Below are 16,038 nucleotides of genomic sequence, written 5' to 3'. Positions count from 1 at the left end.
TCTATCCCTGCGCCGCCACGTTGCCCTGGACGAAGAAGCGCGACGTCAGCAGCTCGGACAGCTTCATCACCTGCATGCGTACCCAGCCCAGGGCGGCCGCGTCCACGTCGGCGGCGGCGGTGGTCGCCAGTTCCGCGACCAGCAGGGCGACGATCTTTTCCTCCGGCGTCGGCAGGCCATCGGGTTTCTGGATCGGCAGCGCGTCGAGGGTGCGGGCGATCACGCCGATCTGGAAGGCGATGGAGCGCGGATTGTTGGCGTCCAGCACCACCATGTCGAGCACGGCGGGGCGCCCGGCCGAGGTGGCGTAGCGAACCCGGTAGGAAATCTGGCTGTCGGCGTATTCCAGCAGCACGTCGAGGCCGCCGCGCACGATCTCGCCGCGAATGAAGCGCTCGACCACCGAACAGGTGGCGCTCGCCCGCTCGATGCGCCGGCCCATTTCGAGGAAACGCCAGCCGAGGAGCCGGTTCATGTTCTCCTGGCTCAGTCCGGCGAAGCCCGCCAGCAGGTCGAGGCTTTCGTCGGCGGCGTCGATGATGTCGCCATCGGTCGCGGTCGGCGGCAGCGGCTTCTCGAACAGGCCGGCCAGCTTGGCCAGCTCGCGCCAGGCCTGCGGCGACAGGCGCTCGCGGATGCCCGAGGCGGCGGTGCGGGCGGACCGTACCAGCGAAATGGCGCTGCCTGGCAATTCGGCGTTGAACAGGGCGCCGACCATGTCGGCGCTGGTCAGGGTCTGGCGCTCGGCCAGCTTGACCGCCCCCAGGCCGACCAACGCGCCGCGCAGGCGCGCGATCAGCCGATCGTCCAGTTCGTCCCGGTCGGCCATGCGCTGGGCGACGGCGCGGATCAGGCGCAGGCAGGTCTCGGCCCGTTCCATGTAGCGGCCCAGCCAGAACAGGTTGTCGGCGGCGCGGGCGGGCAGGGTGCCGGTGCGCCGGGTGATCTGCACCTCGTCCGGTTCGGTCAGCAGCGTGGTCTGCGGCGCCTCTTCCTCGGCGGGGATCCAGACATCGACGGCGCGGCCGCCCTGCTGCATGGTCACGGCGCGGGCGTCCATCCGTTCGGACACGCGCGAGAACGCGCCGGGCATGACGGTCCAGCCATCCGGCGTGCGCACCGCGTAGGCGCGCACCACGCAGGGCCTGGGCTCCAGCTTCTCGCCGGTCCAGACCGGGGTCGTCGAGAGCCGCACCACTTCCTGGCCGACGAAATCCACGCCGCGCCGCTTCATGGCGTCCATGATGGTCTTGCGATCGCCGCGCGACAGATCGGCGGCGATCACCGGGCCATGGGCGAAGGGACCGGGCGCGGAGGGGTGGAACGCGGGGGCGATGGCGAGATCGTCGAAGGTCTCGAGCACGTGGTTACGCTCGCGCTCCTGGCCGCACCACCAGGTCGCCACGTTGGGCAGCGCCAGTTCCTCGCCCAGGACGTGCTGGCACAGGGCCGGCAGGAAGCTCATCAGCGCGCGGGATTCCAGCACGGCCGAGCCCAGCGCGTTGACCACGGTGGCGTTGCCCTCGCGCACCGCCTCGACCAGGCCGGGCACGCCCAGCCGCGAGCGGGGATTGAGTTCGAGCGGATCGATGAAGTCGGAATCGACGCGGCGCCAGATCACGTCCGCCGGCTGTGCGCCCTCGACCGTGCGCACGGCCAGCTTGCTGTCGCGCACCACCAGATCGGCGCCCTCGACCAGCAGGAAGCCGAGATAACGCGACAGATAGGCGTGCTCGAAATAGGTCTCGTTGAGCGGACCGGGGGTCAGCAGGCAGACGCGCGCGTTCTCGCGCTCGTGCAGCGAGTTCAGCGTGTCGCGCAGGGCCTGGAAGAAGGGCGCGACGCGGCTGACCTGCATGTTGCGGTAGATGTCGGGCAGCGAGCGCGACAGGGCGATGCGGTTCTCCAGCACATAGCCCATCCCGGACGGCGCCTGGGTCCGGTCCGACAGCACCCACCAGCGCCCGTCGGGCCCGCGGCCCAGATCGCAGGCGTAGACCCGGAGATGGTAGCCGCCCTTGGGTTCGATGCCCACCAGCGGACGCAGGAAATCGTCGCTGCCGGCCACGACGGCGGCAGGCAGGTGGCCTTCGCGCACCAGGGTGCCGGGACCGTAGAAATCGGCGACCAGGGCTTCCAGCAGCTCGGCCCGCTGGGCGATGCCGGCTTCCAGCGCGCTCCATTCGTCCGGGTCGATCACCAGCGGCACGTGGCTCAGTGGCCAGATACGTTCGCCCTCGTCGGCGCCATAGACCCGGTGGAACACGCCCGCGTCGCGCAGGTGGCGGTCGGCGGTGGCGAAGCGCCGCTCCAGCTCGGACTTTTCCAGCGATTCGAACGCGGCGACCAGTTCCCGCCAGTGCGGCCTGACGGTGCCCTCGCCATCCATCAGCTCGTCATAGGTGTCCGCCAGCGGGACGTAGCCGTCCAGCAGATTGCTCCGCTTGACGGCCGGTTCATCGGCGAGGGATTTTTCGACGGCGCTCATGCCTCTTCACTATTCCGGCGGACGCCGCAGGTCCAGCGTCATCGGAAATTCTTCTGTCCTGTTCTCGGCTTGCGGGAAAAACCAGCCCGGCGTATGGCCGTGGGGCTGGAAGCGGGCAAGGCGCCGCGCCTCGGCTTCGTAGGCGTTCACCGGGAAGGTTTCATAGTTGCGGCCGGCCGGATGGGCGGCGTGATAGACACAGCCGCCCAGCGAGCGTCCGTTCCATTGATCGTAGAGGTCGAAGGTCAGCGGCACGTGAACCGGGATGGTCGGATGCAGGCCGGAGGCCGGCTGCCATGCCTTGAAGCGAACGCCGGCGACGTACTCGCCGTGCCGCCCCGTCGAAGTCATCGGCATGCGGCGGCCGTTGCAGGCCAGCACGTGCCGCTTGGGGTTGAAGCCCTCGGCGCGCATCTCCAGACGCTCGACCGAGGCATCGACGAAGCGGACGGTGCCGCCGATCGCGCCTTCCTCGCCCATCACGTGCCAAGGCTCCAGCGCCTGGCGGAGTTCGAGGTGCACGCCGTCATAGTTGACCGCGCCGAAATAGGGAAAGCGGAACTCGCGCTGAGCTTCGTACCAGGTGCTCTCCAGCGGATATCCGGCCTGGTTGAGGTCGCCCAGCACGTCCTGGAAATCGGCCCAGAGGAAATGGGGCAGCAGGTACTTGTCGTGCAGCTGGGTGCCCCAGCGGACCAGACCACCGGTCTGCGGCTGGTGCCAGAACCAGGACACCAGCGCGCGCAGCAACAGTTGCTGCGCCAGGCTCATGCGCGCATCCGGCGGCATCTCGAACGAGCGGAACTCGATCAGGCCGAGCCGTCCGGTGGGCGAGTCGGGCGAATAGAGCTTGTCGATGCAGATTTCCGAGCGGTGGGTGTTACCGCTGACATCGATCAGCAGGTTCCGGTACAGCCGGTCGACCAGCCATGGCGGGATGCCGTGGCCGTCATTGGGTCCCGGCGTGGTGGCCAGGGCGATTTCCATCTCGTACAGCCCGTCATGGCGCGCTTCGTCGATGCGCGGCGCCTGGCTGGTCGGTCCGATGAACAGGCCCGAGAACAGGTAGGACAGGGACGGATGGCGCTGCCAGTAGAGGATCAGGCTCTTGAGTAGGTCCGGGCGGCGCAGGAACGGGCTGTCGTTCGGCGTCGCGCCGCCGATCACCACGTGGTTGCCGCCGCCGGTGCCGGTGTGGCGGCCGTCGATCATGAACTTGTCGGTGCCGAGGCGGCTCTGGCGGGCTTCCTCGTACACGATGTTGGTCGTCTCGACGCAGTCCCGCCACGAGGCGGCGGGATGGATGTTCACCTCGATCACGCCCGGATCAGGCGCGACCTTGATGACGTTGAGGCGCGGGTCGTGCGGCGGCAGGTACCCCTCGATATGGACGGTTAGGTTCTGCTCCTCGGCGGACGCCTCGACCGCGGTCAGCAGCTCGAGATAGTCCTCGAGCCGTTCGACCGGCGGCATGAACACGCACAGCACGCCGTCGCGCACCTCGAAGGACATGGCGGTCCGCACCGCCGCGCCGGTCATCTGCTGCTCGACCATGCGCTCGCGCACCCGGTCGCTCACGGCGGCGCGCTGGTAGGCCTGCAGCATGTCGTCGGGATCGGGCAGGGGCGGCCGTTCCTCCGACGGATCGGCCGGATAGATGTAGGGATACGCGCCCGGCGAAATATAGGGCAGCGAGGCGAGCGGCAGACGAAAGCCCACGGGAGAATCGCCCGGCGCGAGGAACAGCTTGCCGCGCCGGAAGTGCCAGCGTTCGCTGATCCAGCCTTCGCCGGCCTTGGCGTTCCAGCGCTGGATGGGCAGCACGTAGCCGCTCGGCCTGGTCAGGCCGTTCTCGAACACCCGGGCGATCCGGGCCCGCTCCTCGGGGTTCTCCAGCCGGGAATTGGACGGGTCCACATTGGGCGGCAGCTCGCCTTCCTTCAGCAGCCAGTGCCCTGGATCCTCGTAGGCCGGCAGCACGTATTCGGGCGTCAGGCCGAGACGGACGGCGAAGTCGGAGGACAGGCGGTGGGCGTCCTCGGTGGTGACGTGGCCGCGCCTGCCTTCGCGGGCGATCAGGTCGGGATTGCGCCAGACCGGCTTGCCGTCGCGACGCCAGAACAGCGAGAAGGTCCAGCGCGGCAGCGATTCTCCCGGATACCACTTGCCCTGGCCGTAATGCAGGATGCCGCCCGGCGCGAACTTCTCGCGCAGCTTGCGGATGAGCACGTCGGCGCGGTCGCGCTTGGTCGGCCCGACGGCCGCGGTGTTCCATTCGGGCGACTGGTAATCGTCGATGGAAATGAAGGTGGGCTCGCCGCCCATGGTCAGGCGGACGTCCTGGGCCTCGAGGTCCCGGTCGACCAGTTCGCCGACCTTGTTCAGCTTTTCCCATTCCTCGTCGGAGAAGGGCGCCGTGATGCGCGGGCGCTCGTCGACGCGGCGCACCGTCATCTCGAAGAAGAACTCGACCTTGGCCTCGTCGACGCCGCCGGAGATCGGCGCGGCGGACCGGTAGTGCGGCGTCGCGGCCAAAGGAATGTGGCCTTCGCCCGCGAGCAGGCCGGAGGTGGGGTCGAAGCCGATCCAGCCCGCGCCCGGCAGATAGACCTCGCACCAGGCATGCAGGTCGGTGAAATCCACATCGGTGCCCGACGGGCCGTCCAGCGCCTTAAGGTCGTGCTTGAGCTGGATCAGGTAGCCGGAGACGAAGCGCGCGGCCAGCCCCATATGACGCAGGACCTGCACCAGCAGCCAGCTGGTGTCGCGGCACGAACCGGACTTGAGGGTCAGGGTTTCCTCGGGCGTCTGCACGCCCGGTTCGAGGCGGATCAGGTAGCGAATTTCCCGCTGGAGCCGCGCGTTGAGCTCGACGAGGAATTCGACGGTGCGCACCTTGTGGCGGGGCAGGGTCTTGAGAAAGCGCGCGAGCTCGGGTCCGGCGGGCTCCGGCTCAAGGAACGCCGCGAGATCGACCTTCAGATCGTCGGGCAGGGTAAAGGGCAGTTCCTCGGCATATTCCTCGACGAAGAAGTCGAACGGGTTGACCACCGACAGGTCGGCCAGAAGATCGACCTCGATGGCGAACTCGGTCACCTTTTCGGGAAAGACGTACCGCGCCTGCCAGTTGCTGTGCGCGTCCTGCTGCCAGTTGATGAAGTGATTGTCGGGGCTGACCTTCAGCGAATAGCTGAGGATCGGGGTGCGGGAATGGGGGGCGGGGCGCAGACGGATGATCTGCGGGCCCAAGGTAACGGGGCGATCGTAACTGTACCGGGTGACGTGGTGGATCGCTGCCTTGATGCCCATGGATAAGAACGCTCCGGTTGCCGCACGATTGTTGCCAGCAAGTGTACTGACCGAAGCCGTCCCGCAGATACGGGAATCTTGTCACGACAGCGTAGTTTATTGTGCATAAGCGAAAAGCCGCGCGTGGCCCGCGTCCTTCCGGGGCCACGCGACGGGTCGGGCGAGGCCTACTTCTGGCTCCAGCCGCCGTCCGGTCCCTGGAACCAGGTGCCTGCCGGCGCCTTGGCCAGGATTTCCTTGGCATAGACCTTGCCGACTTCTTCCACGGGAGCGCCCTGTTCCTTGGCCTTCTCGGCATACAGCGCGCGGCGCTGCTCGTTGGTGCTTTCCACCAGCGCGCGCATGTCGGCGCCGCCCTTGGCGTCGCGGACCACGGCGAAGCCGTCATAGCGCTCGCCGATGACGCCGGCGGCGCGCGGCGCATCGAGAGGACGGGACTGGGCGTAGGCGGGCGCGGCCTGATAGACGGCGATGCCGCCCGCGGCGACGAGACACAAGGCGATGATCTTCAGCATGGCAATTCCCTTCCGAACAACAGGCGTAGCAGTAACGGGCGAACTAGAAGATGGGTTTGCTGGCGACATCCTGCTTCGCTTCCTGCTCCAGCTTCACGCGGACATCCGCGTCGAGCTTGATATTCAGATTGATGGTGATCGGCTCCTTGGGGGCCTGGACCTTCACCGTGGGCGAGCACGCCAGCAGCGACAGGGCCGTCGCCGCCGTCGCCACGATGATTCCGCCTCGTTTCGCCAATCCATTCATGGGCTTCATTCTCATCTGCATAAGGTCTTCTCCCAGAACATAGGGTAACTCGATACGCTTCGCCAACATTGGCCGTTCAATCGCCGACCAGTTCGCGCGCGCCCCAGCCGAGCGCGGTGTTTGCGGCGCCCGACAACTCAAGCAACAGCCTGGTGAGATAATCGAAGTCGGTCTCCAGGCTGATGTTGAAGATGAAGGGCTGGCCCTCCATCACCGCGGGGTTGTTTCCTTCCAGCCGGAAGAGCGCGGTGCCGGCGCCTTCATAGGGCTTCGAGGCGTCAATGGTCATGCGGGTGTAGCGGAAGTCGGTCAGGGCGCGGAACGCCATGTCCACGTTCTCGCCATAGGCCTGCAACTGGTCGGCGAGCGCCGTCACGCCTACCTGCACGGTGCCGGGAACGGAGGATTCAAGGTGGCCCTTCTCGATGGACACGTCGCCGTTTTCGATACGCAGCGGCAACGTGCCGCCGATCCGACCCGTGCCCTTGAGCTGCTCGAGGTCGAGCACGGCAAAGGCCGTCTCCAGGTTCATGTCGCTGATCTTAAGCTCCAGCGAGCCGTCGCCGGTGGCTGAATCCAGAACAGCGTTCTCCGTGCTGAAGGTGCCGTCGAAGACTTTGGCGCTGGCGTTTTCCAGGATCAGCTTGCCCGGCTCCAGGCGGAACGAGACGTCGATCGGCACCAGATCGACCGTGGGCAATTGGAGCGTGCCGGTGATGCGCTGCCCGGTGGGCGTGGTCAGCGGCATCAGGCTGTCCAGCCGGACCGTGCCGTTGAAGGACGAGGCCTTGATCGACCGGGCGTCGACGCCCACGCCGTCCATGGTGACGGTCAGCGTGCCGGGCGCGGCGTTCTCGCCCCAATGAATGGTGCCTTCGCCCGAAATCGTGCCGGTCGCGGAATTCACGCCCTCGGCGAAGGACGGAGACAGTGTCTCGATGGTGCCTTCACCCGACAGATCGATGGGCCGCAGCGTCACGTTCGCCTCACCCTTGCCGCTGGCCAGATCGTGACGGCCCTTGGCGGTTGCGTTGAGCTTCCGGGACTTGTCGGCGACCGTGGCGCTGAAGGTGGCGCGGTCGCCGGCCACCCGAGCGTCCACGGTCGTCCGGAGCGCGGGAAAAAGCGCGGGCTCGGCGGTGCTGCGGAGCTCGGCGATGGAGGCCTTGGCGGTGATCGTTTCCGCGCCAAGAGCGATGGTGGCGGCGATACCGGTGGCCGCGATCTCGTTGCCGGGCAAGTCGACGCGGCCATTGTCCAGCACGAGGCGCTGACCGTCCGCGTCCGCCGCGACGGTCATGCGGCGCGCGGCGATCGTGACGCTCGCTGGCTCGGCGTCTTCCCGGGCAATCGTGCCCTTCCACGAGAACGGGCGCAGCACGGCGGTCCCCGTCACCGTGCCGGTCGCGCGATCCTGGTGAAAGACCGCGCCGCTTTCCAGTTCCGCCCGCGCCGGTCCGGGCATGGACAGGCCGTCGCCCCAGCGAATCTTGCTGGCGCTGAAAGTCCCCTCGTCCAGCGCCAGGCTGATCGTCTCGGGGCCGACCGAATAGCGCCCGGCGAGGGTCACATTCGTGGCTGGCAGCGACCGGTTTTCGCTGAGCTTCAGCGCGCCGTCGCCGCGCAGGGCAAAGGTTCCGGCCGCCGTCGTTTCGCGCGACGCGGCCTGCCATTGGGCGGGATCGAGCGTGGCGTCGCCGCGCATCCTGCCGCGCAGCGACAGGGCCGGCGTGTCGAGGGTCACATGGCCGGCGACGGCCAGTGCATCGTCGCCCGTTCCCGGCGTGATCGCGAGGAAGGGGGCGTCGCCATCCTTGAGGATCGAGAGGTTCAGGCCTCCGGCGAGAAGGCTGTCTCCGGCGGTATCGGCCCATTCCAAGCCGCTCACGGACAGACCGTCGGCGGTGGTCATGGTCAGCGTGCCGGAGGCCAGGGCGACCTCGAGCGAGAGCGCCGCCTTGTTCAGACTGAGTGTCTCCGGAATGTTCAGGTCCGACACGCTGCCGGTCAACGTTCCCTTGGCCGTACCCTGACGCAGCCAGTCGCCGAGGCCCAGCGCGCCGACCCCGGCGAGGTCCGCCGCCGCCGGGGACGTGCCGGACGCGTCCAGCCGCAGCGTTCCGCCAGCGCCCTGCGCCGCGCCGGCCAAGCTGGCCAGAAATGCCGTGTCCGCCGTCGCGGCGACCGTGAACGGCACGCCGGCGTCGGGCCGCCGGCCGTCCGCGCGAAAGGCGACCGTGATGGGCTTGGACTCGAGCGCCACGTTCAGGACGTTCTCCGGCTGCCGCAGGGCGGCGGTCAGCGTTCCCGGCCCCAGCGGCGTGTCGCGGCTTTGAATCTGCTCGAAGGCGAACCTGCCCTCGATCAGATCCATCCTCTCGGCGCTACCGGACACCCGAAGCCGACCCGACAGGGCATCGGCTTTCACCGCCCCCATGGCGAAATGGCCGTCTTTCACCGAGAAATCGCCCGACAACGCGCCGGATGGCGCCAGAACGCCGGCGAGCCGGCCTGTCAACGCGCCCTGCGGCGCGCGCAGGGCCAGCGCCAGATCGGCCGCGATGGAGTCGCCGCTGGTCAGCGTACCCCCGACGTCGACGACGACCTCTTGACCTTCCAGGTCCAGCGTCAGGCGGGAATCCACGATCTCGACCGTGGCGACGGGCAGGACGATGGGGCCGCCACTGGAGCGGAACGGCGGCACCAGAGCGCCATCGCGCCAGGCGAAGGCCAGACGCGCGCCTTCGATGCGCGCGCTGTCGACCTGCCCGCCGAGCAACCGCCCGATCCCATAGCGCAGCTCGATCCGGTCGATGGTGCCCATGCCCGAGGCGGCGAGGCGCATCTCGGCGCCGTCGGCGCCGAGCCGGGTGATCTCGACCTCGGCGGGGCCCAGGCCAAAATCGTCGATGGCGCCCTCGATGGCCCATTCGGCGATGCCCGCGCGCGTCAACCACAACAGAAACAGCACGAGCAGCAACCCGGCCGCCGTGACGATGGCGATGCGGGCGGCGCGGGGTCTGGCATGCCAGGAGGTGCGAAACGTCATGGGGCAACAATATCCGGCTTGGTATCGACACGATAGGACGTGTCTGCACGAACGCCGATCACCGCGCCCGGTTCGCCGGTCTTGGCGCTGGAATTTTAATCATGTTACAGTTTTCCGGGGTGGAGACCGATGAACCGATCGCTGGACGCGCTGCTTGCCTATCTGACCGAAGTCGCCGATGACGATGCGTTGCGCCGTCTCGTCGCCGGCTACCTGGCGAGCCATGGTTTCGAAGGCTTCATCTTTTCCGTTAACCGCGAGTCACACACCCACGTGATGTGCAGTTGCGGTCAGGACCTGTACATGCGCTACCAGGAGAACGACTATCATCTGGTCGATCCCATCTCGCGGCAGGTCCGATCAAGCTGGCTGCCTGTCACGTGGGACGCCAGGGACTATCTCACCCATTGCAGCAGGGATCAGGTCCAGCTGTTCGAATCGACGCTGGAGCATGGTTATGAGCGGGGCATCTCGGCGCCGGTCCGCGGACCGTTGGGGGGATGCGACATCTTCGTCGGCCTGTCGCGCCAGAGCGAGCGGGAGTTCTCGCGCGGCAAGGATCTGTGGAAAAACGAGTTCATGCTGATCGGCGCCTACATGTCCTCGGCGTATCACAGCGTCCTGCATCCGGCCGAAGGGAGCGAGGCCGAGCTGACCCGGCGGGAACTGGAGTGCCTGCACTGGACGGCGCAGGGCAAGACCGCCTGGGAAGTCTCCCGGTTGCTGGAGGTGTCGGAGCGGACGGTGCAGTTCCATATCCGCAATGCCTGCGCCAAGCTGAACGCGGTCTCCAAGCATCAGGCCACGCTGCGCGCCGCGAGCAGGGGGCTGATCCGGGTCTAGCGGATCAGGCCGAACGCGGCCTCGATGGCGGCGGGATCACGGGCGTGGACGGCGCCCACATCGGCGGACCTCGGATCGGGGTAGATGGTGGTTTGCCTTGCCTCGATCCCGTCCAGCGTTGCCGCGGCGATCATGCCGGCCGGAAAACGCCCGTCCTTTTCATGCTCGCGTGCCATGTCGGTCTGGATCGGGCCGGCGATGACGCCCACGACCAGCGTTCCCTGGCCTTCCAGTTCGCCGCGAATGCCCTGGGTCAGCGACAGCGCCGCCGCTTTCGAGGCGCAATAGGTGCCGACGAACGGCATGCTGGCGAGGGCCCCCATGGACAGAATGTTGGCGATGGCGCCGCCGCCGTTGGCACGCAGAACGGGGGCAAAGGCGCGGCACAGGCGCAGCATGCCCCAATAATTGGTTTCCATCTCGAGCCGGGCATCGTCGAGCGAGGGCGCCCCGATCAGCGTGGAGTGGCTGACGATCCCGGCGTTGTTGACGAGGATGGTGGTGTCGGGACACAGCCGCGCCGCCTCGGCGACGCTGGCGTCGGACGTGACGTCGAGGGAGATGGGCCGTATCCGGTCACGGCCCGAAAAGACCGTCTCGAGCGCCGCCCGATCGCGTCCGGCCGCATAAACGCACGCGGCGCCGCGGGCGGCGAAGGCATCGGCCAGCGCCTTGCCCAGCCCGCGATTGGCGCCTGTCACCAGCACGCACGCGCCGTCGATCCGCATGCCCGTCTCCTTTTGCCCTGGGCCGACTCTAGCGGCCGATCATCTGGCGCGGACCTGTCAGGGTTGACAGGTAGGCGTCACGGCCCGCTCACCGAATAATTGCTGCCTCAAGCGCGAGCCATACGCGCGACAAGGGGAGAGAATGTGATCGAAGAGCGCGCCATCATCGCGCAGACGCTCAGCGCCATCCGGCGCGATCTGGGGCTCGTGCTTCAGCCGGAGCTTTCCTCGCCCGAATCGCGGACGAAGGCGGCGATGATGAGCGACATGCTGGGGCATCTGGTCGCCTGGCATCAGGAGCAATCCGGTACCGCCGAGCAGGCCCGCTACAGCGGACATTTCACGTCGGCACGCCGTGACGCCGCGGAGGCGCCCGCACGCTTGTCGGCGCTGGAAGTCGAGGTGACCCCGACGCGTCTGGCGGCTTTCCTTGCCGCCAAGGTTCCCGGCTGGGGCGGTGCGGTGGTCGAGCATATCGACCGGGCCACGGCGGGATATTCGAAGGATACCTTCCTGTTCCGGGCGACGCGGCCCGGCGGTGACGTGCTGGACGCGGTGATCCGTCGCGACCTGCCTTTTGGTCCCGGAGAGAATACGGTGGTGGACGAGTTCGCGCTGCTGCGCGCGCTGGAAGGCCGTGGCCTGCCGCTCGCGGAGCCCTTGTGGTGCGAGCCAGACCCGCACTGGCTGGGCCAGCCCTTCATCGTGTCCCGCCGGATGGCCGGGGACAACGGCACCGGGGCATGGGAGCAGGACGAGGTTGTCCGCCGTTCGGTATGCGGTGAACTCGCTGTCATCCTGGCGCGCCTGCACACCATTTCGCCGGATGTGCTGGGCGCGGCGCCGGATCGTGATCCCGCGGCCCAGATCCTCGCTTATGTGGCCGAATGGGAGGATCGCTGGCGGCGGCACAAGATCCACGAGTCGCCGATCCTGGAGAGGGGGTTCGCCTGGCTGCGCGCGAACGTGCCGGCCGATCTCGAGCGCCTGTCGATCATCCATTCGGATGTGGGCTTTCATAACATCCTGACGGACGAGGGACGGATCACCGCCCTGCTGGACTGGGAGTTTTCCCATCTGGGCGACCCGGCCGAGGATCTGGGCTATTGCCGCCAGTTCGTCGAGCCGCTGATGCCGTGGGACGCGTTTCTCGCCGCCTACCGGGCCGCCGGTGGCGGCGGCTACAGCGACGCGGGTGCGCGCTTTTACGAAGTGTGGCGCGGCGTGCGCAACGCGGTCTCCTGCTCGGTGGCGTGGAACGGCTTTCTCACCGACCGGTATCCGGCCCTCAAGATGGGCTATCAGGGCGTACCACTTTATCGGCGCTTCGTGCTGGACGTCGCCGACAAGCTGGAAAGGATGAACGCATGAGCGAAACCCGCGTGGTCTCGGCGGGGGGCCAGCCTGCCGCCCAGATGGCCGGCGCGCCGCTGACGACGGTCTCGCCGAAGGACGAGTTGCTCCATCCCGTCGCACCCGATGCCGGTTACGCCAGCACGGAAACGTCCTATTTCGGGTTCAACATTCCGGACAAGCGGCTTAATGGCGAGGTCTATGTCTGGTTTCACCCGGCGCTGCGGGTGATGAGCGCCAGCGTCTATATCTGGCGCGGCATCAAGCGGTCGACGCTCGCGTGCGAGTACGTCAACCATTTTCACTTCCTGCCTTTTCCCGACGGGGATATCGACGATTACACCATCGCGCCGCTGGGCCTGCGCATCCGCGTCATCGAGCCGCTCAAATCCGTCGAGATCACCTGCAAGGACCCGGAAAGGGATGTGTCGTTCCGGATGACGCAGACCGCGATCATGCCGCCGGCGGGACGGCCGGGCGGGTTTCATTTCACCCAGGCGATGAAGGTGGATGGCGAGCTCAACCTGCACGGCGAGGCGTTCACCATCGACGGCTATTTCAGCCGTGACCGGTCCTGGGGACAGGAAAGGCATGAGGTCGCGCGGATCGCGCCGCCGATCAGCTGGATGGTCGGCGTGTTCGGCGATGACTTCGCGTTCCACGTGCTCGCCTATGACGATGCCGCGCTCGAGCCCGAATGGGCCGGTACGTTCACCTCACCGCCGCCGGGCAAGAACCTGATCTGGGGTTATGTGCGGCGGGACGGCGAGACGTTTCCGGTCACCCGGGCCGGCCTGCTGACGGTGCGCGAGCCCGATGGCCTGGCGCCGCGCACCAAGACCATGGAGGTCGAGGATGCGGGCGGCAAGGTGCACCGCATCCGGGGCACCGTCGACGCCCGCATGCCCTGGCAGACCTGGCAGAACATGAACGTCTATTTCTGCCTGACGCGCTGGGAATGCGACGGCCGGATCGGCTGGGGCGACACACAGGACATTCAGTACAACGAATTCGTGCGCCGGTTCGCCCGGTTCTAGACGAACGCCGGCCACTCAACGCGCCGGCGAGGATAACGGGAATCTCAACAACAGATCGTTTCAAGGGGAGATCGAACGCAATGAACCACAAGACAAGGCTGCTGGGCAGCGTTTGCCTGGCCCTGAGCGTGGCCGGACCGGCCTATGCCCAGAACACCGCCATCGAGTCCGTGACCACCACGGCGCGAAAGCAGGAAGAGACCATTCTCGACGTGCCCGTGGCCGTCAGCGTCGTCGACAACACGGCAATCGAGCGCTACGGCTCGACCAATCTGGCGCAGATCGGCGACCTGATTCCCCAGGTCCAGATCACCCGCCAGTCGTCGGGCAATGGCGGCACCATCGCCATTCGCGGCATTTCCTCGGCGGCCACCGATCCGGGTATCGAATCGGCGGTCAGCATCAATGTGGACGGCGTCCAGGTCAGCCGCGGCTACATCGCCAGCGCTGCCTTCTTCGACCTGGAGCAGGTCGAGGTCCTGAAGGGCCCACAGGCGCTGTTCTTCGGCAAGAACAGTCCGGCGGGCGTGATCTCGCTGCGCTCCAAGGGTCCAGGCGACGAGTGGGAAGGTTTCGTGAAGGGCGGCTTCGAGTTCCGCGCCGATGAGCGCTTCATCGAGGCGGGCATCGGCGGACCGATCAACGACGTGCTCGGTATCCGCCTCGCCGTGCGCGCCAGCAAGATGGATGGCTGGCTGCACAACACCTCGGGTCCGATCGCCAATCCGTGGGAGCCCGAGTTTCCGTTTCCCGGCGCGACCAACAACAAGCGCACGCCGGCCGCCGAAACGCTGGTCGGCCGCTTCACCGCGGTGCTGACGCCCAATGACCGGTTCAAGGCGACGCTGAAGATCCTGGGCAGCCAGTACAAGGACAACGAGCTGACCGGCGGGCAGCAGGTGGTCTCGTGCCGCGAAGGCGCGGCCCATCCGACGACGACGGCCGGCACGATCACGGCGGTGGATATCTATGACGACTGCAAACCCGACAAGTACCGTTCCTCGGGCGCGCTGCCGGCAGGGATCGCTCAGAACTATCCGCTGACCAAGAATGGCGAGTATTTCACCGATACCAAGACGGTGCTGGGCTCGCTGGATCTGGAATACGACTTCGGCAGCTTCTCGATCAATTCTGTCACCGGCTACTATCATCTGGATACGAGCGGTCTTGGCAATTACGCCATGACCACGCAAGTCCATTTCCCCGGCGTCAACGGCGAGAAGACGACGACATGGAGCGAGGAGCTGCGTCTCAACTCCCAGTTCGATGGGCCGGTCAATTTCGTCATCGGCGGTTATTACGAGAATAACGAACGCGAAAGCTTCACGGTCGGCCGGGGCGGCTTCGGTCCGCGCGTACCGGTGGACCCGAACGTGGATTTCATCATCGGCTACTGGCCGAACGATCTGGCCAAGCGGGAAACCTGGTCGGGATTCGGCCAGATCCTGTGGGATATCACCGACGCTCTCGAACTGGCGGGCGGCGTTCGCTACACGCGCGAGACACTCAATGCCGTCAACGTGAACATCTATGCCAATCCGGCCTTCACGGCGCTGCGTCCGACCGGCGATCCGCTGCTGATCGACCTGAAGGAAGACAACTGGTCGCCGGAGGCCACGCTGAGCTGGCGCTTCACGCCCGGTCAGTCGGTCTACGCGGCCTACCGTACCGGTTACAAGTCTGGCGGCGTCTCGCAAACGGCCATTCTGCTCCGGCACCCGCTCAACACCGCCGAAAGCTTGTCGTTCGCGGCTGAAACCGCGGAAGGCGGCGAAATCGGCTACAAGGCCCTGTTGCTCGACGGCATGCTGCGGCTGGACATGAACGCGTACTACTACGAGTTCAAGGGCCTGCAACGCTCTTCGCTGGACATCGCGACGACCTCGTTCCGCACGCTCAATGCGGCAAGCGCCGTCAGCAAGGGTTTCGAGGCCGAGGCCTTCTTCCAGGCGACCGATGACCTGAATTTCCGGGCGTCGTTCACCTACAATGTCGCCAACTTCAGCGATTGGTCCAACGCGCCCTGCTTCAACGGTCAGACCGCCGCCGAGGGCTGCGTCGGCGTCGGCGGCTCCACCACGTCGCGGACCCAGGATCTCAGCGGCACGCCGCTGGCCCTGGCGCCGCGGATCGCGGGCTCGCTGGGCTTCAGCTACGACACGCCCATCGCCGACTGGCTGAACATCGGTTTCACCGGCGACGTCAAGTATGTCAGCGCCTATTGGGCGCAGGACATCAAGGCACCGGGCAGCCGACAGAAAGGCTATGCCAAGCTCAATGCCAGCGTCCGGCTCCACAATCCGGAGGATACCTGGGAACTGGCGCTGATCGGCCGCAACCTCACCAACGAGATGGCGATCCTCAGCGCCACCGACAAGCCGGGCGGGTCGCGCAACGACCTGCTGGGTACCCTGGAACGGGGCCGCGAACTGGTGCTGCAGGCGCAGTACCGCTTCTAGGCCTCCGAAA

The 16,038-nt window shown here is 66.9% G+C and carries 10 protein-coding genes; 4 read left to right on the top strand and 6 right to left on the bottom strand.

Annotated features, from left to right (window positions below):
• Position 1: 1 nt before the first annotated feature.
• The 5 genes from WJU17_RS09485 to WJU17_RS09465 all read right to left on the bottom strand — a co-directional run bounded on the left by WJU17_RS09485 (position 2) and on the right by WJU17_RS09465 (position 9,608).
• Positions 2-2,488 carry a circularly permuted type 2 ATP-grasp protein gene (locus WJU17_RS09485; protein WP_346327080.1) on the bottom strand — a complete coding sequence of 829 codons (2,487 nt, stop codon included), beginning with the start codon at positions 2,486-2,488 and terminating at the stop codon, positions 2-4.
• A gap of 9 nt (positions 2,489-2,497) precedes the next feature.
• Positions 2,498-5,797 (bottom strand): transglutaminase family protein, encoded by a 3,300-nt coding sequence (locus tag WJU17_RS09480; RefSeq protein WP_346327079.1) that lies wholly within the window; start codon positions 5,795-5,797, stop codon positions 2,498-2,500.
• A 167-nt stretch (positions 5,798-5,964) separates the two neighbouring features.
• Complete coding sequence (locus WJU17_RS09475) at positions 5,965-6,312, bottom strand: YdbL family protein (RefSeq protein WP_346327078.1); 348 nt, start codon at positions 6,310-6,312, stop codon at positions 5,965-5,967.
• Positions 6,313-6,355: 43 nt separating this feature from the next.
• A complete protein-coding gene (locus WJU17_RS09470) occupies positions 6,356-6,559 on the bottom strand; it encodes a YnbE family lipoprotein (protein WP_346327077.1) in 204 nt (67 codons plus the stop codon).
• 76 nt (positions 6,560-6,635) lie between these two features.
• A complete protein-coding gene (locus WJU17_RS09465) occupies positions 6,636-9,608 on the bottom strand; it encodes a YdbH domain-containing protein (RefSeq protein WP_346327076.1) in 2,973 nt (990 codons plus the stop codon).
• 129 nt (positions 9,609-9,737) lie between these two features.
• Here WJU17_RS09465 and WJU17_RS09460 point away from each other — a divergent pair, with 129 nt between their 5' ends.
• Positions 9,738-10,451: a LuxR C-terminal-related transcriptional regulator gene (locus tag WJU17_RS09460; protein ID WP_346327075.1), complete on the top strand. Its 714-nt coding sequence runs from the start codon at positions 9,738-9,740 to the stop codon at positions 10,449-10,451.
• Here WJU17_RS09460 and WJU17_RS09455 read toward each other — a convergent pair.
• The gene (locus tag WJU17_RS09455; protein ID WP_346327074.1) at positions 10,448-11,179 is read right to left on the bottom strand and encodes an SDR family oxidoreductase; all 732 of its coding nucleotides are present in this window, start codon (positions 11,177-11,179) and stop codon (positions 10,448-10,450) included. The two genes, WJU17_RS09460 and WJU17_RS09455, sit on opposite strands and share 4 nt — an antisense overlap.
• A 144-nt stretch (positions 11,180-11,323) precedes the next feature.
• Here WJU17_RS09455 and WJU17_RS09450 point away from each other — a divergent pair, with 144 nt between their 5' ends.
• The 3 genes from WJU17_RS09450 to WJU17_RS09440 all read left to right on the top strand — a co-directional run bounded on the left by WJU17_RS09450 (position 11,324) and on the right by WJU17_RS09440 (position 16,028).
• The gene (locus tag WJU17_RS09450; RefSeq protein WP_346327073.1) at positions 11,324-12,550 is read left to right on the top strand and encodes a phosphotransferase family protein; all 1,227 of its coding nucleotides are present in this window, start codon (positions 11,324-11,326) and stop codon (positions 12,548-12,550) included.
• Entirely contained in the window at positions 12,547-13,569 is a 1,023-nt protein-coding gene (locus WJU17_RS09445) for a hypothetical protein (protein ID WP_346327072.1), read from the top strand. The genes WJU17_RS09450 and WJU17_RS09445 overlap by 4 nt, the downstream gene beginning before the upstream one ends.
• Positions 13,570-13,649: 80 nt before the next feature.
• Positions 13,650-16,028, top strand: coding sequence for a TonB-dependent receptor (locus WJU17_RS09440; RefSeq protein ID WP_346327071.1), 2,379 nt, complete (start codon positions 13,650-13,652; stop codon positions 16,026-16,028).
• The last annotated feature ends 10 nt before the right edge of the window (positions 16,029-16,038 follow it).

This window comes from Iodidimonas sp. SYSU 1G8 (genome assembly GCF_039655775.1).
Taxonomy (GTDB): domain Bacteria; phylum Pseudomonadota; class Alphaproteobacteria; order SMXS01; family SMXS01; genus RI-34.
Note: the sequence above shows the minus strand (reverse complement) of the source record. Positions and strands in the feature narration are given on the sequence as shown.